This window comes from Ralstonia sp. SA306, assembly GCF_054792405.1.
Genome location: NZ_CP096451.1, coordinates 1,638,474 through 1,662,647, shown reverse-complemented (window position 1 = coordinate 1,662,647; position 24,174 = coordinate 1,638,474). Strand labels below are relative to the sequence as shown.

General features: G+C 63.8%; 24 protein-coding genes. 15 read left to right on the top strand and 9 right to left on the bottom strand.

All coding sequences use genetic code 11. The features are described from left to right. The first annotated feature begins 1 nt into the window (after window position 1). From rraA to aceA, 4 genes are all read left to right on the top strand, one after another. Entirely contained in the window at window positions 2-499 is a 498-nt protein-coding gene (gene rraA / locus M1D44_RS07985) for a ribonuclease E activity regulator RraA (protein WP_024975846.1), read from the top strand. Then, on the top strand, window positions 496-915 hold the full coding sequence (locus M1D44_RS07980) for a gamma-glutamylcyclotransferase family protein (RefSeq protein WP_024975845.1): 420 nt from the start codon (window positions 496-498) through the stop codon (window positions 913-915). The genes rraA and M1D44_RS07980 overlap by 4 nt, the downstream gene beginning before the upstream one ends. A gap of 380 nt (window positions 916-1,295) precedes the next feature. After that, a complete protein-coding gene (locus M1D44_RS07975) occupies window positions 1,296-1,559 on the top strand; it encodes a hypothetical protein (RefSeq protein WP_024975844.1) in 264 nt (87 codons plus the stop codon). Window positions 1,560-1,951: 392 nt separating this feature from the next. Beyond that, window positions 1,952-3,256, top strand: coding sequence for an isocitrate lyase (gene aceA / locus M1D44_RS07970; protein WP_024975843.1), 1,305 nt, complete (start codon window positions 1,952-1,954; stop codon window positions 3,254-3,256). 144 nt (window positions 3,257-3,400) lie between these two features. Here aceA and M1D44_RS07965 read toward each other — a convergent pair whose 3' ends face one another. The 5 genes from M1D44_RS07965 to M1D44_RS07945 form a co-directional block, all read right to left on the bottom strand. Further along, window positions 3,401-4,141, bottom strand: a complete 741-nt coding sequence (locus tag M1D44_RS07965) for a GntR family transcriptional regulator (protein WP_316853729.1) — start codon at window positions 4,139-4,141, stop codon at window positions 3,401-3,403. Window positions 4,142-4,169: 28 nt separating this feature from the next. Next, on the bottom strand, window positions 4,170-4,904 hold the full coding sequence (locus M1D44_RS07960) for an aspartate/glutamate racemase family protein (protein WP_024975841.1): 735 nt from the start codon (window positions 4,902-4,904) through the stop codon (window positions 4,170-4,172). A 25-nt stretch (window positions 4,905-4,929) separates the two neighbouring features. Then, on the bottom strand, window positions 4,930-6,420 hold the full coding sequence (locus tag M1D44_RS07955) for an NCS1 family nucleobase:cation symporter-1 (RefSeq protein ID WP_112185029.1): 1,491 nt from the start codon (window positions 6,418-6,420) through the stop codon (window positions 4,930-4,932). A gap of 174 nt (window positions 6,421-6,594) precedes the next feature. After that, complete coding sequence (locus tag M1D44_RS07950) at window positions 6,595-7,029, bottom strand: universal stress protein (RefSeq protein WP_024975839.1); 435 nt, start codon at window positions 7,027-7,029, stop codon at window positions 6,595-6,597. 83 nt (window positions 7,030-7,112) lie between these two features. Beyond that, on the bottom strand, window positions 7,113-8,042 hold the full coding sequence (locus M1D44_RS07945; protein WP_024975838.1) for a LysR family transcriptional regulator: 930 nt from the start codon (window positions 8,040-8,042) through the stop codon (window positions 7,113-7,115). Window positions 8,043-8,260: 218 nt separating this feature from the next. Between M1D44_RS07945 and M1D44_RS07940 the strand changes: the two genes are divergently transcribed. The 4 genes from M1D44_RS07940 to M1D44_RS07925 all read left to right on the top strand — a co-directional run bounded on the left by M1D44_RS07940 (window position 8,261) and on the right by M1D44_RS07925 (window position 12,882). After that, window positions 8,261-8,959 (top strand): haloacid dehalogenase type II, encoded by a 699-nt coding sequence (locus M1D44_RS07940; RefSeq protein ID WP_012761859.1) that lies wholly within the window; start codon window positions 8,261-8,263, stop codon window positions 8,957-8,959. A gap of 85 nt (window positions 8,960-9,044) precedes the next feature. Beyond that, entirely contained in the window at window positions 9,045-10,625 is a 1,581-nt protein-coding gene (gene aceB, locus M1D44_RS07935) for a malate synthase A (protein ID WP_045204146.1), read from the top strand. A gap of 240 nt (window positions 10,626-10,865) precedes the next feature. After that, entirely contained in the window at window positions 10,866-11,336 is a 471-nt protein-coding gene (locus M1D44_RS07930) for an SRPBCC family protein (RefSeq protein ID WP_024975835.1), read from the top strand. A gap of 88 nt (window positions 11,337-11,424) precedes the next feature. After that, window positions 11,425-12,882 carry a DHA2 family efflux MFS transporter permease subunit gene (locus M1D44_RS07925; protein WP_024975834.1) on the top strand — a complete coding sequence of 486 codons (1,458 nt, stop codon included), beginning with the start codon at window positions 11,425-11,427 and terminating at the stop codon, window positions 12,880-12,882. Between the two features lie 44 nt (window positions 12,883-12,926). Here M1D44_RS07925 and M1D44_RS07920 read toward each other — a convergent pair whose 3' ends face one another. Continuing rightward, the gene (locus M1D44_RS07920; RefSeq protein ID WP_004626591.1) at window positions 12,927-13,196 is read right to left on the bottom strand and encodes an acyl-CoA-binding protein; all 270 of its coding nucleotides are present in this window, start codon (window positions 13,194-13,196) and stop codon (window positions 12,927-12,929) included. Between the two features lie 173 nt (window positions 13,197-13,369). On the opposite strand from M1D44_RS07920, the gene tsaB reads away from it, so the two are divergent. Genes tsaB through M1D44_RS07905 form a run of 3 tightly spaced genes read left to right on the top strand, consistent with a single transcriptional unit; the run spans window position 13,370 to window position 15,434 of the window. Then, on the top strand, window positions 13,370-14,110 hold the full coding sequence (gene tsaB, locus M1D44_RS07915; RefSeq protein ID WP_316853728.1) for a tRNA (adenosine(37)-N6)-threonylcarbamoyltransferase complex dimerization subunit type 1 TsaB: 741 nt from the start codon (window positions 13,370-13,372) through the stop codon (window positions 14,108-14,110). Beyond that, a complete protein-coding gene (gene rimI, locus M1D44_RS07910; protein ID WP_316853727.1) occupies window positions 14,107-14,634 on the top strand; it encodes a ribosomal protein S18-alanine N-acetyltransferase in 528 nt (175 codons plus the stop codon). Before tsaB ends, rimI begins: the two co-directional genes overlap by 4 nt. Beyond that, on the top strand, window positions 14,631-15,434 hold the full coding sequence (locus M1D44_RS07905; protein WP_316853726.1) for a uracil-DNA glycosylase: 804 nt from the start codon (window positions 14,631-14,633) through the stop codon (window positions 15,432-15,434). The genes rimI and M1D44_RS07905 overlap by 4 nt, the downstream gene beginning before the upstream one ends. Window positions 15,435-15,461: 27 nt before the next feature. Here the strand turns inward: M1D44_RS07905 and lplT are convergent, their stop codons facing one another. Continuing rightward, entirely contained in the window at window positions 15,462-16,778 is a 1,317-nt protein-coding gene (gene lplT / locus M1D44_RS07900) for a lysophospholipid transporter LplT (RefSeq protein WP_024975830.1), read from the bottom strand. Between the two features lie 647 nt (window positions 16,779-17,425). On the opposite strand from lplT, the gene alr reads away from it, so the two are divergent. From alr to M1D44_RS07880, 4 genes are all read left to right on the top strand, one after another. After that, window positions 17,426-18,550 carry an alanine racemase gene (gene alr, locus M1D44_RS07895; protein WP_316853725.1) on the top strand — a complete coding sequence of 375 codons (1,125 nt, stop codon included), beginning with the start codon at window positions 17,426-17,428 and terminating at the stop codon, window positions 18,548-18,550. 68 nt (window positions 18,551-18,618) lie between these two features. Further along, window positions 18,619-19,989, top strand: a complete 1,371-nt coding sequence (radA, locus tag M1D44_RS07890) for a DNA repair protein RadA (protein WP_024975828.1) — start codon at window positions 18,619-18,621, stop codon at window positions 19,987-19,989. Between the two features lie 110 nt (window positions 19,990-20,099). After that, window positions 20,100-20,579 carry a disulfide bond formation protein B gene (locus tag M1D44_RS07885; protein ID WP_024975827.1) on the top strand — a complete coding sequence of 160 codons (480 nt, stop codon included), beginning with the start codon at window positions 20,100-20,102 and terminating at the stop codon, window positions 20,577-20,579. A 16-nt stretch (window positions 20,580-20,595) separates the two neighbouring features. Then, entirely contained in the window at window positions 20,596-21,114 is a 519-nt protein-coding gene (locus M1D44_RS07880; RefSeq protein WP_316853724.1) for a 2-thiouracil desulfurase family protein, read from the top strand. On the opposite strand, the gene M1D44_RS07875 is transcribed toward M1D44_RS07880, so the two are convergent. Together M1D44_RS07875 and M1D44_RS07870 are read right to left on the bottom strand one after the other, a co-directional pair. Next, complete coding sequence (locus M1D44_RS07875) at window positions 21,097-22,203, bottom strand: CaiB/BaiF CoA transferase family protein (RefSeq protein ID WP_316853723.1); 1,107 nt, start codon at window positions 22,201-22,203, stop codon at window positions 21,097-21,099. The genes M1D44_RS07880 and M1D44_RS07875 overlap by 18 nt on opposite strands. A 31-nt stretch (window positions 22,204-22,234) precedes the next feature. Further along, window positions 22,235-24,172, bottom strand: coding sequence for an ATP-binding cassette domain-containing protein (locus tag M1D44_RS07870; protein ID WP_024975824.1), 1,938 nt, complete (start codon window positions 24,170-24,172; stop codon window positions 22,235-22,237). Between the last annotated feature and the right edge of the window lie 2 nt (window positions 24,173-24,174).

The window sequence follows — 24,174 nt, the reverse complement described above, 5'->3', positions numbered from 1 at the left end:
CATGACGATGATTCCCGTGACTGATTTGTGCGACATGCACGAAGACAAGCTGGTGTACGGCAGCCTGCGTGTGCTCACGCCGGTATTTCGCAGCTTTGGCAAGCGCGCTGCGTTTGCCGGCCCGGCTTCCACGCTCAAGGTCTTTGAAGACAACGGCCTGGTACGCGCCGCGCTGGAAGAGCAGGGTGCAGGCCGCGTGCTGGTGATCGACGGCGGCGGCTCGCTGCGCTGCGCGCTGGTGGGCGGCAACCTAGGCAAGTTGGCGGAAGAGAACGGTTGGGAAGGGATTTTGCTCAACGGCTGCGTGCGGGATACACGCGAGCTGGCCGAATGCAACGTCGGCATCCACGCATTGGCGGTGCATCCGCGCAAGAGCATCAAGAAGAACGCCGGGCAGCGCGAAGTGGGTGTGCAGATGCCGGGTGCTTACATCCAGTCCGGCGAATGGATCTATGCCGATGAAGACGGTGTGCTGGTTTCGCTGGACATGCTCGAATGACCCGCGCCAATGCCATCCATGTGTTCGTCTACGGCACGCTGCGCGCCGGTGAGGCGAATGATTTGCGGGTTGCCGCAGCCAAACGCGGCATTCCCGAACCGGAGTTGCTCGGTACCGCCACGTTGCACGGTCGCCTGTACGACTTTGGTGCGTACCCCGGCCTCGTGCTGGACCCGACCGGCACCGCCGTGCGTGGCGATGTGTACCAAATCGACGCGGCGCTTGTTCCCGTGCTGGACGAGATCGAAGAGGTCTACCCCGGCGGCGATGCGCTGTTCCTGCGCGAGAGCCACGCCGTCATGCTGGGCAGCGAACCGGTCGACTGCATTGTCTATCCGGTCAGCCCGCAGCACATTGCCGGGCGGCCCGTCATCACAGGTGGAGATTGGGTGGCGCATCGCTTGTCTCGAGGCTGATTCCGATTTGGAGGGGGAGGGGCGCACGATATAATTCGCGCGCTGTTCTCTGAACAGCCGGGTGTAGCAGCCCGCCACAAGCTTTTTTCCCACGGCCCGGACGGCCGCCTCAGCGCGGCATTTTTTCGTCTGGAGCCTGCGCACGCCTATTGTTTTTATGGCGGGCCGGGTAGGGAGACCGCAAGGTCTGCCGGCCCCGTGGGAGTCGGTCTGCTACCCCTACTGTCGGGCCCGCCACCCCTCGCGTAGCAGCGAATTGGTTGGGCCTCCTTTTGATCCCACGGAGGCTCCATGTTGATGGTCTCAAGCGGGCATCGCCCCGCGTCTTACCCTTCGCCACCGCCCTGCATCTCCTGGCATCCGTCTTATGGAGGTGCACGTTGAGCGCGCTACGCCACTACCAATCGGGCGCACTCGCAGCCAAGGACTTTCTCTGTCGTACGCACATCGACGCACGTGCCGGCCGGCCGTTTGTCGCCATGCGGCTGCGCTCGAAGATCGACGGCATCACGCACGCGCTGCCGCGCGAGTTTCGAGCCGGTTTCATCGATGCGATCTATCTGTTCATAGCCGCAGCCCTCCAGGGCAAGGCCCCGGATCTCCTGCAGTGGGATGTCTTGGCGGAAGTAGAACGCACGTCTTGAGTTTCCACCCCATCACCATCCTGAACGCCGCATTTGCGGCGTTTTTTGTGGCCCTGCGATGTGACGACAGATATCCACGATTTTTCACAATGCGGAAAGGGGTTTTGGTCCGCAAAAATTCTGCATCGCACAGCACCATCACCTTCTTTCATGATAGAAAAAATCTTTCCGCATCATGAAACGGAGGCGCTAAGTATTTGAAAAATATGATGTAAAAACTTCAATTCCTGCGCATGTTCTCCTTGTTGCGCTGCACCGGCCATTTCTACACTCTTATATAAGACATATGACATGAGCCACCCAGCAGCGCCCCAAGAAGGCGCCAGCGGCTCAAGGTGCAGAGTGAGTTACCCGGTTTTTATTTGATGGATGCGATCAAACAGGAGAGTGCGATGTCACGCGAACTCGAAGTGCAAAAGCTGCAGAAGGAATGGGATACCAACCCGCGTTGGAAGGGCATCAAGCGTGGTTACACCGCTGAAGATGTCGTGCGCCTGCGCGGTTCGCTGCAGATCGAACACACGCTGGCCAAGCGTGGTGCCGAAAAGCTGTGGGACTTGATCAATAACGAGCCCTTCGTCAACGCGCTCGGCGCACTGACGGGCAACCAGGCCATGCAACAGGTCAAGGCCGGCCTGAAGGCGATCTATCTGTCGGGCTGGCAGGTCGCGGGCGATGCCAACAGCAACGGCGAGATGTATCCGGACCAATCGCTGTACTCGGTGGATTCGGTGCCCAAGGTGGTGAAGAAGATCAACAACACGTTCCAGCGCGCTGACCAGATTCAATGGTCCGAAGGCAAGGACGACATCGACTTCTTCGCCCCCATCGTGGCAGATGCTGAAGCCGGTTTTGGCGGCGTGCTGAACGCATTCGAACTGATGAAGGCCATGATCGAGGCCGGTGCCGCAGGCGTGCACTTTGAAGACCAGCTGGCCGCCGTGAAGAAGTGCGGCCACATGGGCGGCAAGGTTCTGGTGCCGACCCGTGAAGCCGTGAGCAAGCTCGTGGCCGCGCGTCTGGCTGCCGACGTGATGGGCGTGCCAACCGTGCTGATCGCCCGCACCGACGCAGAAGCCGCCGACCTGCTGACCACCGATGTGGACGAGAACGACAAGCCCTTCTGCACCGGCGAGCGCACCGTCGAAGGCTTCTACCGCACCAAGCCGGGTCTGCAGCAGGCCATCTCGCGCGGCCTGGCCTACGCAGAGGTGGCCGACCTCGTGTGGTGCGAAACCGGCAAGCCGGATCTGGAATACGCCAAGAAGTTTGCCGAAGCCATCCACGCCAAGTTCCCGGGCAAGATGCTGGCCTACAACTGCTCGCCGTCGTTCAACTGGAAGAAGAACCTGGACGACGTCACCATCGCCCGATTCCAGAAGGAACTTGGCGCAATGGGCTACAAGTTCCAGTTCATCACGCTGGCCGGCTTCCATGCCCTGAACTACTCGATGTTCAACCTGGCCTACGGCTATGCCCGCAACCAGATGAGCGCATTCGTCGAGCTGCAGGAAGCCGAATTCAAGGCAGCGGAAAAGGGGTTCACCGCTGTGAAGCACCAGCGCGAAGTCGGCACGGGCTACTTCGATGCCGTGACGCAGACCATCGAACGCGAGGCGTCGACCACGGCGCTGAAGGGCTCGACGGAAGACGAACAATTCTTCGAAGAAACGGCGCAAGCCAAGAAGGTTGCCTGAGGTTGCCGACGCATCCGGCATCCAGGTACCTGCGCCGGCCGTGCTGACCACACGCCGGCCTCTCGAACCGCGCCTCTGCAACGGCGCGGTTTTTTTTTCGTCTGGGCGATTGCGGCTTGGCGCGGCGTGTTGCGGGGTGGCTGATCAGGCGCGCTTGAAGATCGATTCGAGATCCAGCGCCGATGTGGGCGTCGCGTGCAGGTCGAGCGAGTGCTCGATGTGCTCCAGATGCTCGCGCATCAGGTCGTGCGCACGCGCGGCATCGCCAGTGGCAATCGCTTCGGTCAGGGTGTCGTGCTCGTGCTCGGGGCAGGCGGGCAGGCCCGGGCGGTCATAGAGCGTGATGATCAGGCACGTGCGCGAGACGGCTTCGCGCGTGAGCCGTTCCAGCACGTGGTTGCCGGCCATCTCGGCAATCAGGACGTGATATTCGCCCGACAGACGGATGGTGGCCGCTCGGTCGCCGCGTTCGCGTGCCGCGTGTTCTGCTGCGATGTGTTCGCGCAGGCGTTTGGCCTTGGCGGGCGTGCATGCGCTTGCCAGCATGCCGGCCAGTTCGGGTTCGATGATGCGGCGGGTCTGGAAAACGTCGCGTGCCTCTTTCACGGAAGGCTGCGCGACGAAAGCGCCCTTGTTGGGCACGAGGGTCACCAGATGTTCATGCGCCAACCGAGCCAGCACCTGGCGGATGCGCGGCCGGCCCGCGCCGGTGGCTTCACACAGCCGCTCTTCGACCAGCTTGGTGCCGGCCGGCAGTCGGTGCTCCATGATGGCCGTCAGCAGGCCCTGGTAGATCGGTTCGGCAGCCGGTTGGCCGTCGGCAGGTTCCCGTGCGGGTGCGGGCATGGCAGGTGGCAGTGCAGAAGAAGAAGCGGAGTGGTGCATGGTAGCAAATGCGCCACTCCGCTTTGCACTACGCCAGTGCAAACGGAGCAAGCATTCCGGTATAGGGCTTCGGAAGCGGCCGGGCCCAATCGCCGCGCTTGCTGGTGGAAAGCCGCATGCCGACCAGCGCCTCGACCAGTTTCACCGCCGCAACCACGCCGTCGATGACAGGCACGCGCAGCTCGGTGCTCAGGTCTTCGCACAGGTCTGCCATACCGGCACACCCGAGCACGATGCAGTCGCTGCGGTCTTGTGCGAGCGCGCTGCGGCACGCTTCCAGGATGATTTGGCGGGCGTTGGAGCCGGGTTTCTCTAGGTCAAGCACGGGCAGGTCGCTTGCGTGGACGTTGCGGCACGCATGCCGCATGCCGTAGCGCTCGGCCAGGTGCCAAGCCATGCCGACGGTGCGTTCCAGCGTCGTCACCACGCTGAAGCTGTTGCCGATCAGGCTCGCCATGTGCATGGCGGCTTCAGCGATGCCGATCACGGGGCCGTGCGCCAGCTCGCGTGCAGCGTAGAGCCCCGGGTCGCCAAAGCAGGCGATGACGTAAGCGTCGGCGCCATCGCATTCGCCGTGGCGGATTTCCTCCAGGATGCCGGGCACCGAGAGGGCCTCGTCGTAGTGGCTCTCGATGGAAGCCGGGCCCATCTTCGGGCTCACTGCCGTGATGCGCGTGCCCGACGCGGCCGCCGCTTGTGCGCAGCGGCCGATGAGCGCGGTCATGCTCGCCGTGGTGTTGGGATTGATGATGCGGATGTCCATGTTCTTGATGCGTCGATGACTCGGATTAGCGGGTGAGGGTGCCTTGCTTGCGGCTGAGCGCGGTGTAGAGCGCCAGCGCGATGCCCACGCCGATGAACCAGCTGTAGTTGGCCAGCGCGTGCAGCCGTTCGAAGACCACGCATGCCATCGGGATCAGCGCGGAGGGGATCAGCGTCCAGACCGCAGCCGGGTTGTAGCCGTTGCGGTACCAGTAGCGGCCGGTGGGGCGCAGCGTGTAGAGATCGTCCACATGCACCTGCTGGCGGTGCACGAAGTAGTAATCGGCGATCAGGATGCCGAACAGCGGACCGATGAAAGCGCCCAGCACGTCGATCGTGTAGTGAATCACCTCGGGGTTGTTGTAGAGGTTCCAGGGTGTGATGAAGATCGACGCCACCGCCGCAATCATGCCGCCCGTGCGCCAGCTGATGTGCTGCGGCGCCACGTTGGAAAAGTCGAATGCCGGCGACACGAAGTTGGCCACGATGTTGATGCCAATGGTCGCGATCATGAACGTGAGCGCGCCCAGCACGACGGCTGTGATGTTGTCGATGCGCGCAACGACGGCGACCGGGTCGGAAATCATCTCGCCAAACACCGGCAGCGTGGCCGACGTGGTGATGACAGTCAGCAGCGCGAAGCCGAGGAAGTTGACCGGCAGCCCCCAGAAGTTGCCACGTTTGACCGAGGTGAAATCCTTGCCGTAGCGGGAGAAGTCACCGAAGTTCAGCATCGGGCCCGAGAAGTACGAGACCACCAGCGCGATCCCGCCCAGCACCACCGGCACGGCATCCCAGCCTTCGTACTTGAGGAAGGAAAGCGTCAGGTTGATGTTGTTCCAGCCCGCCTTGTGCACGAGCCATGCGGCCAGCGCAATCATCACCACGTACACCGCCGGGCCCGCCCAGTCGATGAACTTGCGGATCGATTCCATGCCGTGCCAGAACACGAACGCTTGCAGCACCCACAGCAGCATGAAGGCCGACCAACCGAGCGTCGACAGGCCGACAAAGCCGTGCTGCGTGGCGTCTGCATACGGCGCGAGTTGCGGCATGAACTTCAATGCCAGCACGAGGAACGCGCTGGATGCCAGATAGGTCTGGATGCCGTACCACGCCACCGCAATCAATCCGCGGATGATGGCTGGAATATTCGCGCCCAGCACCCCGAACGACGCGCGGCAGATCACCGGATACGGCGTGCCGGTCGCCTGGCTGGGTTTGGCGACGAGGTTGCAGAACACCTGCACGATCACGATGCCCACCAGCAGCGCAAACAGCACCTGCAGGCTCGACAGGCCCAGCGAGAACAGGCTCGCTGCCGTCAGGTATCCGCCCACGCTATGCACGTCGGACATCCAGAACGCGAAGATGTTGTACGTTCCCCAGGTCTGCTTGCGCAACGGGGCGAGATCTTCGTTGGTAAGCCGCGGGTCGTAGTGCGGCTTGAGGACGACGTTGGGATGCGCGTGTGGCGAATCAACCGCCTGCGCCGCCGAAGCGGTAGTGCTGGTCATGCTGTCTCCTTTGATTTTTTGCCGGTTTCAAGACCGTGCAGTCTTTGTGCGCAAAAATGTACACAAGATGTTTTTGTTTTGTGTACAAAGTTGTATGCGCCAGCAAGACAAGAGTCAAGGAGAAAAAAAGCCGCCTGAAAAGGCGGCTGGATATCGTGCGGGCAGAAGGGGATTTCAGCGATAGACGATCACCGGAATCTCCGTATGCGTGAGCACCTTCTGCGTTTCGCTGCCGAGTAGCAGCCCGGCCAACCCGCGCCGGCCGTGGGATGCCATGAAGATGACGTCGCAGCCATGGCGCTCGGCCGCGTCGATGATGCCCATGTAGGGCACGGCAAAGCAGCTCATGTCGGTGTCACAGCTGATGCCGGCGCTGACGGCGGCGTCTTCCACGTCCTTGAGCACCACGCGGGCCTGCGCTTCGACGCGCTCCTTGAACGCCTGCGGGGTCTCGACGACGATCTCGGAGAACGGCGTGTAGGGGTATTCCTCAAGGCAGGTGTAGGCCGTCAAGCGCGCGCCCAGCGTCTTGGCAAAGTCGAGCGCCCCTGCCACCGCCTTGCGCGACAGCTCGGAACCATCGGTCGGGATGAGGATGTGCTTGAACATGCGGCCTCCTGAGGCGGGATGCGGAAGACGTTCTTGTTTTGATTGTAGGCCGCGCGCGGTGTTTCACCCACCCGGGGTGATTGCTAATCGATCCCGATAACGGCGTCCGCCCGGCGCCAGTAGGCCGGGTTGCCATACGTGTTCTTGAGGAAATCGATAAACAGACGCACCCGCAGCGGCAGGTGCTTGCGCTGCGGAAACACCGCGTGGATGCCGATCGGTGGTGCTTCGAAGGCATCGAGCACTGTCACCAGCTTGCCCGTGGCAATGTCATGTCCGACCTCCCACCACGAGCGCCACGCCAAGCCATAGCCTTGCAAGCACCACTCGCGCAGCACGGCGCCATCCGTGCATTCCATCGTGCCGGACACCTTCACGGTGACGGCCTTGCCGCCTTGCTGGAAGACCCAGCCGCGCTGCACGTTGGCGCTGGCGCCGAAGGCCAGGCAGTTGTGCGTCGAAAGCTGCTCCACCTGGGTTGGAACGCCCCGGCGCTCCAGGTACGAGGGCGCAGCCACCACCACGCGGCGGTTTTCCCACAGGCGGATCGACACGAGGCTCGAATCGGGCAGGTCGCCCAGGCGGATCGCGCAATCGAAGCCTTCGTTGACGAGGTCGACAACCCGGTCGCCCAGGTCCAGCGTCATCGAGACATCCGGGTGGGCCTCGATAAAGTCCGGCACCATCGGCGCGACGTGGCGGCGGCCAAAACCGGCGGGGGCGGTCACGCGCAGGTGCCCGCTGGCCTTCACGCCACCGGCCGAAACGCTGGCCTCTGCGTTGTGCAGGTCATTGAGAACGCGCTGGCAATCCTCCAGGAACGCCGAACCCTCGAACGTGAGGGTGATGCGCCGCGTGGTGCGCACCAGGAGCTTGACGCCCAGGCGTTCTTCCAGCGCGTCGATGCGGCGCCCGATGATGGCAGGCGCCACGCCCTCAGCGGCGGCGGCGGAGGATAGGCTGCCGCGTGTTGCGACGGCGACAAAGGTTTCGAGCTGCTTGAAATGATCCATGCCTGATATATACCGTGGCAACCGGGGTCTGCGGGATTGTGACGAATATAAAGGTTATCACTCGTCATTCCATCAGTAAAAGTCAAAGATCAAGTGACCATTGCCGTCTTTGTGCGGTGCGTCAGCTTTTCTACAATGGCCCTCGTTGCGAAGGTCGGCAAGGCGTTCTGCGTAATGGAACGCGCAAGTGCGAGACCTTCGGGTCCGTGGAGCTTCTGATGAGTTCGATTCGCGCGGTGGTTTTCGATGCCTATGGCACGTTGTTCGACGTGTATTCCGTGGCCGCGCGCGCCGAGCAACTGTTTGCCGGCAAGGGCGAAGCGCTCTCGGTGCTCTGGCGCGACAAGCAGATCGATTACACGCGCATCCGCTCGCTGGCCGGCCCCTCGGGCGAGCACTACAAGCCGTTCTGGGATATCACCGTCGATGCGCTGCGCTATGCGGCGGCGCGCCTGGGCGTAGAGCTTTCCGCCCACGACGAAGCCACGCTGATGCGCGAATATGCGTGCCTGTCGGCGTTTCCGGAGAACGTGCCCGCGCTGCGCCGCCTGCGCGAGATGGGGCTCCCGCTCGGCATCCTCTCCAACGGCAACCCGCAGATGCTCGACATTGCCGTGAAGAGTGCCGGGATGTCCGGGCTGTTCGATCACGTGCTGTCGGTCGATGCGGTCAAGCTCTACAAGACCGCACCCCAAGCCTATGCGCTGGCACCACAAGCGTTTGGTGTGCCTGCGGAACAGATTCTGTTTGTGTCGTCCAATGGCTGGGATGCCTGCGGCGCGACCTGGTACGGCTTCACAACGTTCTGGATCAACCGCCTGGGGCATCCGCCCGAGGCACTCGACGTGGCGCCCACCGCGGCCGGCCACGACATGCGCGATCTGCTGCAGTTCGTGCAGGCAACACAAGCGACATAAGGCATTGCATTCAATCGGCCCAGCCATAGGGCCAAAGTCAGACCAAAACGCGTTCAACCCTCACATCAATTCTCTGGAGAACACCATGGCGCTCACGCTGCCCCAAGGCATGGAGATCAAGGCTGAGATTCTGCCGGCCTACGAAGACATTCTGACCCCCGAAGCACTGGCGCTGGTTGCCAAGCTGCACCGTGCCTTCCAGCCGCGTCGCAAAGAGCTGCTGGCGGCCCGTGTCGAGCGCGCCAAGCGCCTTGACGCTGGCGAGCGCCCGGATTTCCTGGCTGAAACGAAGGCCGTGCGTGAAGGCGACTGGAAGGTTGCTCCGATTCCGCCGGCACTGCATTGCCGCCGTGTGGAAATCACCGGCCCGGTCGATGCCAAGATGGTCATCAACGCGTTCAACTCGGGCGCGGACAGCTATATGACCGATTTCGAAGATTCGAACTCGCCGAGCTGGCACAACCAGATCCAGGGTCAGGTCAACCTGAAGGCCGCCATCCGCCGCACGCTCACGCTGGAGCAGAACGGCAAAACCTACAAGCTCAACGACAAGATCGCCACGCTGCAAGTGCGCCCGCGCGGCTGGCACCTGGACGAGAAGCACGTGCTGATCGACGGTGAACGCGTTTCCGGCGGCATCTTCGACTTTGCGCTATTCCTGTTCCATAACGCCAAGGAGCAAATCGCTCGTGGCGCCGGCCCGTTCTTCTACCTGCCGAAGATGGAAAGCCACCTGGAAGCGCGCCTGTGGAACGACATCTTCGTGATGGCGCAGAACGAGATCGGCCTGCCGCAAGGCACGATCAAGGCCACCGTGCTGATCGAAACCATCCTCGCCGCGTTCGAGATGGAAGAAATCCTGTACGAACTGCGTGAGCACAGCGCAGGCCTGAACGCCGGCCGCTGGGACTACATCTTCTCGTGCATCAAGAAGTTCAAGGTCGACAAGAACTTCTGCCTGGCTGACCGCGCCAAGGTGACGATGACCTCGCCGTTCATGCGCGCCTACGCGCTGCTGCTGCTCAAGACCTGCCACAAGCGTGGTGCGCCCGCCATCGGCGGCATGAGCGCGCTCATCCCGATCAAGAACGATCCGGAGAAGAACGCCATCGCCATGGCTGGCATCATCGGCGACAAGAAGCGCGACGCGACCGACGGCTACGACGGCGGCTGGGTGGCTCACCCGGGCCTGGTCGAGCCGGCCATGAAGGAATTCGTGGCAGTGCTGGGCGACAAGCTCAACCAGTTCGAGAAGCAACGCCCGGACGTGGAAGTGAAGGCGGCTGACCTGCTGGACTTCCAGCCGGAAACGCCGATCACCGAAGCCGGCCTGCGCATGAACATCAACGTCGGCATCCACTACCTGGGTGCTTGGCTGGCCGGCAACGGTTGCGTGCCGATCCACAACCTGATGGAAGATGCCGCCACGGCCGAGATCTCGCGCTCGCAGGTGTGGCAGTGGATCCGCTCGCCCAAGGGCAAGCTGGAAGACGGCACCAAGGTCACGGCTGAGCTGGTGCGCAAGCTGATCCCGGAGGAATTGGCCAAGGTGAAGGAGACGGGCGCGGTGGGCCACTTTGATCGCGCTGCAGAAATCTTCGAACAGATGTCGACGTCGGAAGACTTTGCGGAATTCCTGACGCTGCCGCTGTACGAAGAAATCTAAAACCTGCCCACGATCCTACTGCGCGCCCCGATCTTGGCCCTGTGATGCTCGCCGTACCCGTGTACGGCTGCGCTTCTCGAGCCAACCTCGGACCGCTCGCTACGGATCGTGAACAGGTTTAAGCGACGCTGAAGGCGCGCAGAGGAAAACGCCGGCTGGGGCAACCCGCCGGCGTTTTTTCATTTGGCGCAAGGCTGGCGAAGCCGCGCGATAATGTCACGAAAACTTGCGGAGGCCGCTTTGCGCTTTGAACACCTGGTGGAAGTCAACGATCCACTGAACCCCCTCATCGACACGCTGACCCTGAACCAGATCTGGCAAGGCCTGGTGCTGCGCGTGCGGGAGCAAACCGAATTTGTCGAAAGCCTGGACGAATGCATCATCACCGCTGAGGGTGACGGCTGGGTCGAGCGCGAACTGGTCTTCGGCAAGGCGCGCATCCAGGATCGCGTGACGCTCGAGCCGCACAAGCGCGTGACCTACACCACCGCAGCCACCGGCGAACACGCCGGCGGGTCGCTGACCATGACGATCGAGAGCAACGAGGTCAACGCCGCGTTCATCCGCTTCGTCTACGACACCACGTTGCCCAACGCCGACGAAACCGGCGACACGCGCTACGCCGAGATCGTCAAATCCGCCTATCGCGAATCCGACATCGACACCGTGCGCCGCATCCGCGAGATCGCTGCCACCGGCCGCCTCGGCTGACGTGTCCCGCCCGGCCGGCGCTGGAGGAGGCGCCGGCCGGGTTGCTTTGCTTGCCTTTGGTCGTCTCACACATCACTACAACGAGACCATGACGACATTCACGCCCACCCTGGAGGCCCTGCGCGCGCGTTACGGCGAGCGCTTCAAGTGGCTTGTGCTGTTCACGCTGATGGTCGGGGCGGTGTCGTCCGTCATCTCTGCCACCATCGTCAACGTGGCGATTCCCGATCTGAGCCGACACTTCGTGCTCGGGCAGGAACGCGCGCAGTGGGTGTCGGCCAGCTTCATGGTGGCGATGACCTTATCGATGCTGCTGACGCCCTGGCTGCTGCTGCGTTTCGGGCTGCGGCGCACGTTCATCGGCGCGTTGCTGCTGCTGGGCGTGGGCGGGCTGGCTGGCGGCCTGTCGCCCAATTACGAAGTGATGATCGCCATGCGGGTCGTGGAGGGCATTGCAGCCGGCATCATGCAGCCGCTGCCCAACATCCTGATCCTGCGCGTGTTTCCCGAACGGGAGCAGGGCAAGGCTTTCGGCCTGTTCGGTTTTGGCGTCGTGCTGGCGCCGGCCGTGGGCCCGAGCGTTGGTGGCTTCCTGGTGGAGCTGTTCGGCTGGCGCTCGATCTTCTTCGTGGTGATGCCGTTCACGCTGATTGGGTGGGCGATGGCGCGGCGCTTCATGGCCGTCAACTCGTCGATGGCGGGCGAGCCCAAACCGCTTGATTGGCGCGGCCTGCTGCTCATCGGCGGCGCGACGGTCACGCTGCTCAACGGGCTGGTCGCGCTGCACAGCGACGCGACGCACGGCATCGTGCTGATGCTCGTATCAGCCGTGTGTGTCGCGGGCTTCGTATTCTGGCAGCAGCGGGTGGAGTCGCCCTTGCTGAACCTGCGCCTCTTCAGCTACCGACAGTTTGCGATGGGGGCGGTGGTGGCCTTCATTTACGGGGCAGGGCTGTACGGTTCGACGTATCTGGTGCCCGTGTATATGCAGGTGGCGCTGGCCTATGCGCCGTCGCGCGCGGGGCTCGTGCTCTTGCCCGCAGGGCTGGTGCTGGCCGTGACGATCATGCTGGCGGGGCGGCTGACCAATCGCATCGAGCCGTTCCGGCTGGTCTCGTTCGGTCTGGCAGCGCTGGCGCTTTCATTCTTCCTGATGGCAACGAACACGCGTGCCACCAGCTACCTGCTGTTGATTGCCATTGCCATCGTCGGGCGGATCGGGCTCGGTTTTGTGCTGCCGTCGCTGAGTCTGGGCGCCATGCGCGGCGTCGATTTCACCTTGATCCCGCAGGGCTCCAGCGCCGTCAATTTCCTGCGTCAACTGGGTGGGGCGATCGGTGTGTCGGCCACAGGCATTTTTCTGCAATGGCGGCTCGCCACACGCGGTATCGAAACCGTGCATGGCGCCGCGGTCGACCCCGAGGCGCGCATCCTGGCCTTCGACGAGACGTTCATCTTTCTCGGCACGCTGTGTGCACTGGCCGTGCTGGCAGCGTGGCGCATGCGCCGCCGAGAGCTGCCGTCCGCCATTCCTGCAGCGCAATAAAAAACCGGGCGCAAGGCCCGGTTCTTCATGTGGCGATTCGACGATCAGGTCGTTGCGCCGCTTTTCAGCTCTTCGACGAGGTCGATGTACTTTTGCTTGGCTTCGTCTTGCGACGTGCCCTTCAGGCCTTCCCACGCTTCAAATTTGTAGCGGCCGACGATGTCGGTAAAGCCAGGCTTGTCGCCATGCGCGTCACCTTCGGCGCCTTGCTTGTACAGCGCGTAGAGGCGCAGCAGCGTCATGTTGGCGGGGCGTTCGGAGAGGCCCTTGACATCGATTTGGGCTTGGTCGAAACGGGCTTGCAGGTCGCTCATGATGATTCCCGGCTGAAAACAATGGTCTGGCGATGATAGCGCCGGGGTTGTATGGCCGGGCCGTTTGAATTCGAGGATGGCTTCGGTTTTCCGGTCGATTTTTAGCGCGTTTTCCCCATGGGCGGCCACGGGTTTGCGCCTTCGGGCACCACACCAGCCGGTACAATGCCGCCATGCCCTGGATTCTTGCTTTCGACACCTCCACCGAGTTCTGCTCCGTCGCCCTTGGTGACGGCACGCGCACGCTGTTCCGTCATGAACACACCGGCCCGCGCTCCAGTAGCCGCGTGCTGCCGGCGGCTTCCGAATTGTTGGCCGAGGCGGGTATCGCCCTGGCCGATTGCGCGGCGATTGCCTTTGGCGCCGGCCCTGGCTCGTTCACAGGACTGCGCACGGCGTGCGGCGTGGCGCAGGGTTTGGCGTTCGGTGCGGACTTGCCCGTCGTGCCAGTCAATTCCCTCGTCGCCTGCGCGGAACAGACGCGCGCAACATTGCCGGCCGGCACAGCCGTGACCATCGCCCTCGATGCGCGCATGGACGAGTGCTACTGGGCCAGCTTCGTGCCCGCTGATGCGGCGCAGGATGCCTCCGGCTGGCACGCGCTTTCCGCTATTCAGGTGAGTGGGCCGCAGAGCGTTGCCGCGCCAACGCAGCCGTACTGGCTGGCGGGCAATGCCGCAGCGGTGTTCGGCGATCAGTTGAGCATTGCGGCAGGTGCCGCTGCTGTGTTGCCGGAAGTCGCGCCGCACGCTCGCGAGATCATCGCCGTGGGTCTGCGCCTCCTGGCTGCCGGCCATACGGTGCGCCCCGAAGACGCGGCGCCGCTCTATGTGCGTGACAAGGTCGCGCTCACCATTGAAGAGCGGCAGGCTGTGCAGAAGGCCAAGGCTGCCGCCGCAGGTGCACAGCCATGAGCCTGATCGAGAACGCGCTGGCCGGCGTCATCGCGCAAGCGCCGTTGCCTGCGGGCTGGCGAGCGGAGCGCATGACCGCCCTCGATCTGGCGGGCGTCGCAGCGATCGAGCAGGCGGCGTTCACGTTTCCCTGGTCCCGCGGTAACTTTGAGGATTCGCTCAAGTCCGGCCACATCGGCATTGTTCTGCGTGACGGCGGCAACGAGGTCGCGGGCTACCTGATCCTCATGCCGGTGGTCGATGAGATGCACCTGCTCAATGTGGCCGTTGCACCGGCGTGGCAGCGGCAAGGGCTGGGCCGTTGGCTGCTGCGCCTGGCCACGGCACTCACGTTGGTGCATGGCTTCGGCAGCCTGCTGCTGGAAGTGCGCCCATCCAATACCGGCGCGATTGCGCTGTATCACCGTGTCGGGTTTGCGGAGATCGGCCGGCGCAAGCGCTATTACCCGGCCGAAAACAACACGCGCGAAGATGCGCTCGTCATGCGCATGGTGTGTGAGGCAAGCGGGGTGGAGGCTGCATGAATCGTCGATCCCGAATGCTGGAAGCGCTGGGCGTTTCGACCGAATGGACATTGCGCGGTGCTGAGCAGGCTGCGTTGGAGGCCGTCGAGGCGGCCGAGGTCGCCGTCAACGAGCCGGTCGCCGTGGAGGTTGAGGCCGCCTCGTTTGTGGCTGCGGAGCCCGCGGCTGCGCGAGTCGAACCACCGGTAATGGAGGCGCCGTCGGACTCGGCCGCCTCGCGCGCCCAGCGCATTGCCGCGTTCGATTGGGCGCAGCTCGAAGCCGCCGTTTCGAACTGCACGTCGTGCAAGCTGTGCGAGCGCCGCACGAACACCGTTTTCGGCGTTGGCGACCGTCAGGCCGAATGGATGCTGATCGGTGAGGCACCGGGCGAGCAGGAAGACAAGCAGGGCGAGCCGTTCGTCGGCCAGGCCGGCAAGCTGCTCGACAGCATGCTGCGATCGATCGGCCTGTCGCGCGAGAAGGGCGTATTCATCGCCAACGTGCTCAAGTGCCGCCCGCCTGGCAATCGCGATCCGGAGCCGGATGAAGCGGCGATGTGCGATCCGTATCTCAAGCGTCAGATTGCCCTGGTCAAGCCGCGCATCATCGTCGTGCTGGGCCGCATTGCCGCACAAAACCTGCTGCAGACACAGACGCCTGTCGGCAAGTTGCGCGGCAAAGTGCATGAAGTGGAAGGCGTACCCGTGGTGGTGACCTATCACCCGGCCTACCTGCTGCGTACGCTGACAGACAAGGCGCGTGCATGGGAAGACCTGTGTCTGGCGCGCAAGATCTACGCGGAGCGCGGCGGCCAGTAAGCCCCGGCCGGCGGGGCGGGCACTGCGTCAGTGGTGCTTGTCTTCGCCGATGAGCGCGGCGGTGTGGAACAGCTTTTCGTTGAGGCGATGCCGGCGCATCACCAGCGCCATCGTCACACAGACGAAGATGCCGAACGACACGATCACCACGCCCACCGAAACGTTCAGCTTGATGAGCAGCGCGTACAGGCACAGCATCAGCAGCACAGACACATTCTCGTTGAAGTTCTGCACCGCAATCGAGTGCCCGGCTGAGAGCAACACGTGCCCGCGATGCTGCAGCAGCGCGTTCATCGGCACCACGAAAAAGCCCGACATGGCGCCCACGAGCATCAGGAACAGGTAGGCGATCATCATGTACAGCGGCAGCTTCATCCCGCCGATGTGGAACGTGATTTCCGGGATCGTGTGCTTGGTGTAGAACGCCATCAGCATGACCACCGCGCCCATTGCCACGCCCACCGGAAGCACGTCGAGCGAGCGGCGCAGCGGGATTTTGACGGCTGCAGCCATGGCGCCGGCAGCCACCCCCACGGCCACGACGGCCTGCAGAATGGCTCCCTGCGAGAGGTTCAGTTCCAGCGATTGCTCAGCCCACTTCAGCACGATGAATTGCAGCGTGGCGCCGGCACCCCAGAACAGTGTCGTCACCGCCAGTGAGATCTGGCCCAGCTTGTCGTGCCACAGAGCGTTGAAGCAGTCGGCAAACTCCGAAATGAGACGTACCGGATTCTTTTCCTGCTGCGGATAGCGCGCGCCGGTATCGGGAATGCGCGTGTTGAACAGCGCCGCGATCAGGTAGATCACCATGATCACCAGCATGGCCGCTTCGGCCGGGGTGTCGATGCGCTCAAGCCCAGGAATGTCGAACGACAGCAGCCATGCCGAGACATGGTTGGAGATCAACGCCCCACCCAGCACGGTGCCCAGGATGATCGAGCCCACGGTCAGGCCTTCGATCCACCCGTTGGCAGCGACGAGTTTTTCAGGGGGAAGGAGTTCGGTAAGGATGCCGTACTTGGCCGGCGAATACGCCGCCGCACCGAAGCCGACCACACCGTAGGCGAGCAACGGGTGCAGGCCGGTAAGCATCACGCCACAACCAATCAGCTTGATGGCATTGGTGATAAGCATCACCTTGCCCTTGGGCCGAGAATCGGCAAACGCGCCCACGAAGGCTGCAAGTAGAACGTAAGAGAGCACGAAGAACAATTTGAGCAGCGGGGTCATCCACTGCGGCGCATGCATCTCTGTCAGAAGGGCGATGGCGGCAATAAGCAGCGCATTGTCGGCGAGCGACGAAAAAAACTGCGCCGCCATGATGGTGTAAAAGCCCTTCTTCATACCTTCGAATTCGTCCCCGTAGACCGCGGTGCCATGTTCGTCTTCACGTCTTGCCGGCAGCGTGCCGGCACTCGGAAGCGCCCCCCCGGAGGTGCCGGCCAGGCGATGCGTCGGCTGACTGCCCGCGCAGCGCACAGGTGCGCGGTGGCGGCCTTGATGCCAGCGCCCGCGCGGGCTCCCCGGATTGTGGTTCCCTTGGGCGAGGCCCGTCCGGTGCTGCAACAGATGCATCGCCGGGCAACCGCGGGAATCTTCACTGACAGGCGTTCGGGCCATGCGTTCCGCCCGCAGCTTGTTTTGGTCTCGCCTGTTTGCATGGCCAAACCGTATGTGACGCCATCGCGCAAAAAGAAGTGGCTGGTGCCCAACTTTCTCCATGCTGGCAGCGCATCACGACGGTTTTCCCATGCCTAAATTGAACGGCTTTATATCATGAAACTTGTGCGCTTCCGGTGACGGCGGCGCACTTTCTTTTTTGGCAGGCTCATGACAGGCGCGAACCAGTTGGCGTCCTGTGGTCAAATAGAACGCTCACCGCGTGAGGCCGGGCGCACGGCCCGCTCACAGCCAATTTGCCTGTTGCATTGCAGCACCGACGCCGCGCCACGAGCGCGCTATCGCATTCACGTTTTTGCAGGTTTGCCGTCATGCCAAGACCCATCCAGGCCGTCATCCACGGCCCAGCACTTGCCAATAATCTCCAGGTTGCCCGCCGCCATGCGCCCAATTCGCGCGTGTGGGCTGTCGTCAAAGCCAATGCATACGGTCACGGCATCGAACGCGTGTATGAAGGCCTGCGCCACACCGATGGTTTCGGTCTGCTCGACCTGGACGAGGCCGTCCGCCTGCGCCAACTCGGCTGGCAGGGGCCGGTTCTCTTGCTCGAAGGTTTTTTCAAGCCGGAAGATCTGGCCGTCGTCGAGCAGTACCGCCTGACCACCACCGTTCACTGCGAAGAGCAACTGCGCATGCTGGAATTGGCGCGCCTGAAAGGCCCCATCAGCGTGCAGCTCAAGATCAATACGGGGATGAGCCGCCTCGGCTTCGCGCCTGCCGCTTACCGCGCCGCATGGGAACGCGCCCGAGCCATTTCGGGCGTCGGCACGATTGTCCACATGACGCATTTTTCCGATGCCGATGGCCCGCGCGGCATTGAGCATCAGCTCACCGCGTTTGAGCACGCCACGCAAGGTTTGCCGGGCGAGGCGTCGCTTTCCAACTCCGCGGCCACGCTGTGGCATCCGAAAGCGCATCGCGACTGGGTGCGCCCGGGCGTGATCATGTACGGCGCGTCGCCGACGGGCGTGGCGGCGGACATTGACGGCACCGGCCTGATGCCAGCCATGTCGCTCAAGAGCGAGCTGATCGCCATTCAGGATTTGCAGCCGGGCGCGACGATTGGTTACGGCTCGCGCTTTACCGTGGAGCACCCAATGCGCATCGGCATCGTCGCGTGCGGTTATGCCGACGGCTACCCGCGCCATGCGCCGGGCTGGGACGGCAACCATACGCCGGTGCTGGTCAATGGTGTGCGCACGCACATCGTGGGCCGCGTGTCGATGGACATGATTACCGTTGACCTGGCCGGCGTGCCCGAGGCGCGTGTCGGCACGTCCGTCACGCTGTGGGGCGAAGGCTTGCCGATCGACGATGTTGCGCAGGCCTCCGGCACGGTCGGTTATGAGCTGATGTGCGCACTGGCGCCGCGTGTGCCGGTATCGGTCGAACCGGTCAGCACGGCAGACGCCAGCGACCTGGGCAAGGCCGCTTGAGCGCGGCATCGTCAATACAAAGATCAAGCGGCGGCCGCCCATGCGCGGTGCCGTAAGCAGGGGGTTGTTTGGCCAAGAGCAAGACGGTCTATACGTGCACCGAGTGCGGGGGCACGGCGCCGAAATGGGCGGGGCAGTGCCCGAATTGCCAGCAGTGGAACACGCTGGTGGAAACAGTTGCGCAGCCGACGTCTGGCGCCGGCGCGCGCTTCCAGTCGCTGGCATCGAGCGCGACGGTGCGCAAGCTGTCGGACATCGACGCGGTGGACGTGCCGCGCTTCTCCAGCGGCATCGACGAATTTGACCGCGTACTGGGCGGTGGCCTGGTCAGCGGCGGTGTGGTGCTGATCGGCGGTGATCCGGGCATCGGCAAATCGACGCTGTTGCTGCAGGCGCTGTCCAACCTCTCGGCCGATCGGCGAGTGCTGTATGTGAGCGGCGAAGAATCCGGATCACAGATCGCGCTGCGCGCGCGCCGCCTGGGCATCGAGAGCCCGAACCTGGCGTTGCTGGCCGAGATCCAGCTTGAGCGCATCCAGGCGACCATCGAGGTGGAAAAGCCCGAGGTGGTCGTCATCGATTCGATTCAGACGCTGTATTCGGAGGCGCTGACTTCGGCGCCGGGCTCGGTGGCCCAGGTGCGCGAATGCGCGGCGCAACTGACGCGCATTGCCAAGCGGCTGGATGTGACGACCATTCTGGTCGGCCATGTGACCAAGGAAGGCGCGCTGGCGGGCCCGCGTGTGCTCGAACACATCGTCGATACGGTGCTGTATTTCGAGGGCGATACGCATTCCGCCTACCGCCTGGTGCGCGCGTTCAAGAACCGCTTTGGCGCCGTCAACGAACTGGGCGTGTTTGCGATGACGGAGCGCGGCCTGCGTGGCGTGGCCAATCCGTCGGCGCTGTTTCTATCGCAGCACGAGCAGGTGGTGCCGGGTTCGTGCGTGCTGGTGACGCAGGAAGGCACGCGGCCGCTGCTGGTGGAAATCCAGGCGCTGGTGGATACGGCCAACGTGCCGAATCCGCGCCGTCTGGCGGTGGGCCTGGAGCAGAACCGGCTGGCGATGTTGCTGGCGGTGCTGCACCGCCACGCCGGCATTGCGTGCTTTGACCAAGACGTGTTCCTGAACGCAGTGGGCGGGGTGAAGATTACCGAGCCGGCGGCGGATCTGGCGGTGCTGCTGGCGATCCATTCGTCGATGCGCAACAAGGCGCTGCCGCGTGGGCTGGTGGTGTTTGGCGAGATCGGCCTTGCAGGAGAAATCCGCCCGACACCGCGCGGCCAGGAGCGCCTGAAGGAAGCCGCCAAGCTGGGTTTTTCGATTGCCGTGATTCCGAAATCCAACGCCCCGAAGCAGGCAATCGACGGGCTGGAGGTGATCGCCGTCGAACGCATTGAGCAGGCCATCGACCGCGTGCGGGCGCTGGAAGCTTGATCGTTCAAAATTTCGCAACGGTATCGCGGGTGCCATTTGAAAATGCGCGTGCCGTTGCGGTGCGATAATCCGCCAACTTTTCTCTACGACTCCTCTGAATTGACGCCGCCATGCAAGCCAACTCACGCGCCTTTTTCCTGCTGATTGCCGTGATCTCCTTCGGGGTGGTCGGCTATGCGCTGTACCTGCAGCACGTCGAGGGGCTGCAGCCGTGCCCGCTGTGCATCTTGCAGCGGTTCGCTTTCCTTGGCATTGGTGTGTTCTCGCTGCTGGCGGCGCTTTCGTCGGCCACGCGGCTGCTGTGGCATGGCCTGGGGATGCTGTCGGGGCTGGCAGGCCTGTGCGTGGCGGGGTATCACGTATCGCTGCTGCTGAACCCGAAGGCAACGTGCGGTATCGACCCGATCGAGAACTGGGTCAACGCGCTGCCTACTGCCAAATGGTTGCCGCAGGTGTTCGAAGCCGATGGCCTGTGCGTCGGGCCGATGCCGCCGGTGCTGGGCCTGTCGGTGCCGGTGTGGTCGCTGATCTGGCTGGTGATTCTTTCGTTGACGCTGGTGGTGGGAATGATCCGCCGCGAGCGCCGCTAAGCCGGAGCCGCGGATCATGCAACGCGTACTGGTGAGTGCCTGCCTGCTGGGCCAGCCGGTGCGCTATGACGGCGGCACGGTCGTCACTGAAGGCGGCATCCTGGCGCGCTGGCAGATGGAAGGACGCATCGTGCCGATGTGCCCCGAGATGGCCGGCGGTTTGCCGGTGCCGCGACTGCCGGCGGAGATTCACGGCGAAGGCGGTGGTGCGGCGGTGCTGCGCGGCGCGGCCCGTGTCGTCGAACACCACGGCCACGATGTCACCGAGGCCTTTGTGCGGGGTGCGCAACGCGCCCTGGAGGCGGCGCAGGCGGCCGGCGTGCAAGTCGCCGTCCTTACCGAGCGCAGCCCGTCCTGCGGTTCTGCATTTCTCTACGACGGGACGTTTTCCAGCCAACTGCAGCAAGGCGAGGGCGTGACTGCGGCGCTGCTGCGCCAGCACGGCATCCGCGTATTCAGCCAGCATCAACTGGAAGAAGCCGCGCGCCTGCTCGATACGCTGGATCGCGCGGATTCGTCAGTCGGCAAACCGTAGCGGCAGGGCGAGCTGCACGGGCTCGCTGTTCTCCTTCACGACGCTGTTGCGCTCGGTAAAGAGCGGATGCTGCAACGCTTCCTCCATGCGCAGCACGGGCGTGACACAGCAATCAACATCGGCAAAACGTTCGGTCCATTCGGCTTGCGTGGCGGTCAGGAAAAGCGCAGCCAGTTCGCCGCGGATGGCGCGTGCCTCATCGCTGCCAACGCGCTGGCCGAGCGCCCAGTGGCTGTCTTTCCATGCGGGCTTGCCGATGACGTCGCACATCACCTGCCAGAACTTCAATTCGAGTGCGCCAACGGCCATGAAGCGGTCGTCTGCCGTGCGATACACGCCGTAGCACGGCACGCCGCCGTTGAGCAGATCGGTGCCCGCTGGGCTGGCCTTGCCGCGTGTCCCGACAGCAAAGAACGCCATCAGGTTGTGCGCGAACACCGAGTCCGTCATGGAGACGTCAACGTAGCGGCCGTGGCCGGTGGCGCGCGCATCGACCAGCGCGGCAAGGATGCCGACCACCGCCGTGAGCGCGCCGCCCAGCAGGTCGCCGATCTGCACGTTCGGGACGATGGGCGTGCCGTCCGCGCTGGCGAGCTGATCGAGCATGCCCGCGTAGCCGACGTAGTTGATGTCGTGGCCGGCGGCTTGCGCGAGCGGTCCGTCCTGGCCGTAGCCGCTGATCGAACACATGACGAGCGCGGGGTTGGCCGCACGCAGCGTGTCCCAGCCAACGCCGAGACGCGCCATGACGCCGGGGCGGAAGCTTTCGATCAGCACATCGGCGTGGCGCACGAGTTCGATGAGGGCTTCGCGGTCTTCGGCGCGCTTGAGGTCGAGCCGCATTTCGGTCTTGCCGCGATTGAGCGAGCGGAAGAACAGGCTCGGGCGCTCGGCCGCGCGATCGGCGGAGGAGCGCATCATGTCGCGGGCGTAGTCGCCGGGGCCGGGGTCTTCGATCTTGATGACTTCTGCGCCGAGGTCAGCCAGGTGGCGCGTGGCGGCCGGGCCGGGCAGCAGGCGCGTGAGGTCGAGCACGCGCACGCCGGCCAGTGGCTGGTGCGTGGCGGTGTCCGGCGAGGGGGATGTCATCAACAGGTCTCCTTGGCCGGGCACGCCAGCCTCAATTGATTTGTTCGAGTTGTTCGTGCAGTTCGAGCCAGCGCTCTTCCAGCTCGTCGAGTTCGGCGTTCAGTTCTGCCTGGCGGCGCAGGCTTTCCATCATGCGTGTCTTGTTGGCTTCTTCATACGCGGCGCCGTCGGCGAGGAAGGCTTCGATGTCGGCCTTTTCCTTTTGCAGTGGCGCCATGCGTTTCTCGATGGCGTCGACGTTCTTCTGCAGCGGCTTGCGTAGGGCGGCCAAGCGTTGGCGCTGTTCGGCCTCTTCGCGTTTCTGGTCACGCCGATTGACGGCCGGTGCGCCATCCGCGTCGGCCGGAGCCGCAGACGCGCTGGCGGCCGCACGCTTGGCCGCGGCTTGCTTGAGCAGCCAATCGCGGTAATCGTCCAGATCGCCGTCGAACGGGGCGACGGTGCCTTGGCCGACGAGCAAAAATTGATCGGTCGTGGCGCGCAGCAGGTGGCGGTCGTGCGAGACGAGGATCAGCGTGCCGTCAAACTGGGCCAGCGCCATCGTCAGCGCTTCGCGCGTGTCGAGATCCAGGTGGTTGGTCGGCTCATCGAGCAGCAGCAGGTTGGGGCGCTGCCAGACAATCAGGGCAAGCGCCAGGCGCGCCTTCTCGCCGCCCGAGAACGGCTCGATGGGCGAGGTTGCCATGTCGCCGCGAAAGTTGAAGCTGCCGAGAAAGTCGCGCAGCTCCTGCTCACGGACGTCAGGCGCCAGACGCGCCAAGTGCAGCAGCGGCGAGGCGTGGTCGTCCAGCGTTTCCAACTGGTGCTGAGCGAAGTAGCCGATCTGCAGGCCCTTGCCGCGCCGGATCGTGCCGGACAGCGGTGCCAGCGTTTCCGCCAGTGTTTTCACCAGCGTCGACTTGCCCTGGCCGTTGGCACCCAGCAGGCCGATGCGCTGGCCGGTCTGGATCGAAAACGTCAGGTGTTTGAGGATGGTGATGGGCTCGTCGACGCTTGGGCCGGGATAGCCGCAATCGACGCCTTCGAACGTGAGCATGGGGTTGGGCGCCGCATCGGGCTCGCGGAATTCGAACGAGAAACCCGCTGCCGCATGCACGGGCGCGAGGCGCTCCATGCGCTCCAGCGCCTTGACGCGGCTCTGCGCCTGCTTGGCCTTGCTGGCCTTGGCCTTGAAGCGCGTGATGAACGATTCGAGATGCGCGATCTGCTTCTGCTGCCGTGCGTACGACGCTTCTTGCAGCGCCATCTGCTGCAGGCGCTGTGTTTCGAATTGCGTGTAGTTGCCGCCGTAGCGTTTGAGTTTCTGGTGCTCGATATGCAGCGTGACGGTGCAGACGCCGTCGAGGAATTCGCGGTCGTGCGAAATCATGACGAGCGTGCCCGGGTAGCGCGACAGCCAGTCTTCCAGCCAGACCACGGCGTCCAAATCCAGGTGGTTGGTCGGCTCGTCGAGCAGCAGCAGATCGGACGGGCACATCAGTGCCTGCGCAAGGTTCAGGCGCATGCGCCAGCCGCCCGAGAAGCTCGCTACGGGTTGCGTGGTCTGCGCCATCGTGAAACCGAGGCCGAGCAGCAGCGCCTGCGCGCGTGCCGGGGCGGTGTAGCCGTCGGCATCGGCGAAGGCGGTGTGGGCTTCGGCCTGTGCGTGGCCATCGTGCGCAGCTTCGGCCGCTGCGAGGCGGCGTTCGATGTCGCGCAGGCGGGTGTCGCCGTCGAGTGTGTAGTCGAGCGCGCTGCGGTCGACTGCTGGCGTTTCCTGCGCAACGTGGGCGACCTGCCAGGTTGGCGGGATGGCGACTTCGCCGCCGTCGGCGTGCAGCTCGCCGCGCAGCATGGAAAACAGCGTGGATTTGCCGCTGCCGTTTACGCCGACAAGGCCGACCCGTTCACCGGGGTTGAGTGTGGCGGTGGCGTGGTCGAACAGCACCTTGGTGCCACGCTGGAGGACGAGGTCGTCGAATCGGATCACGA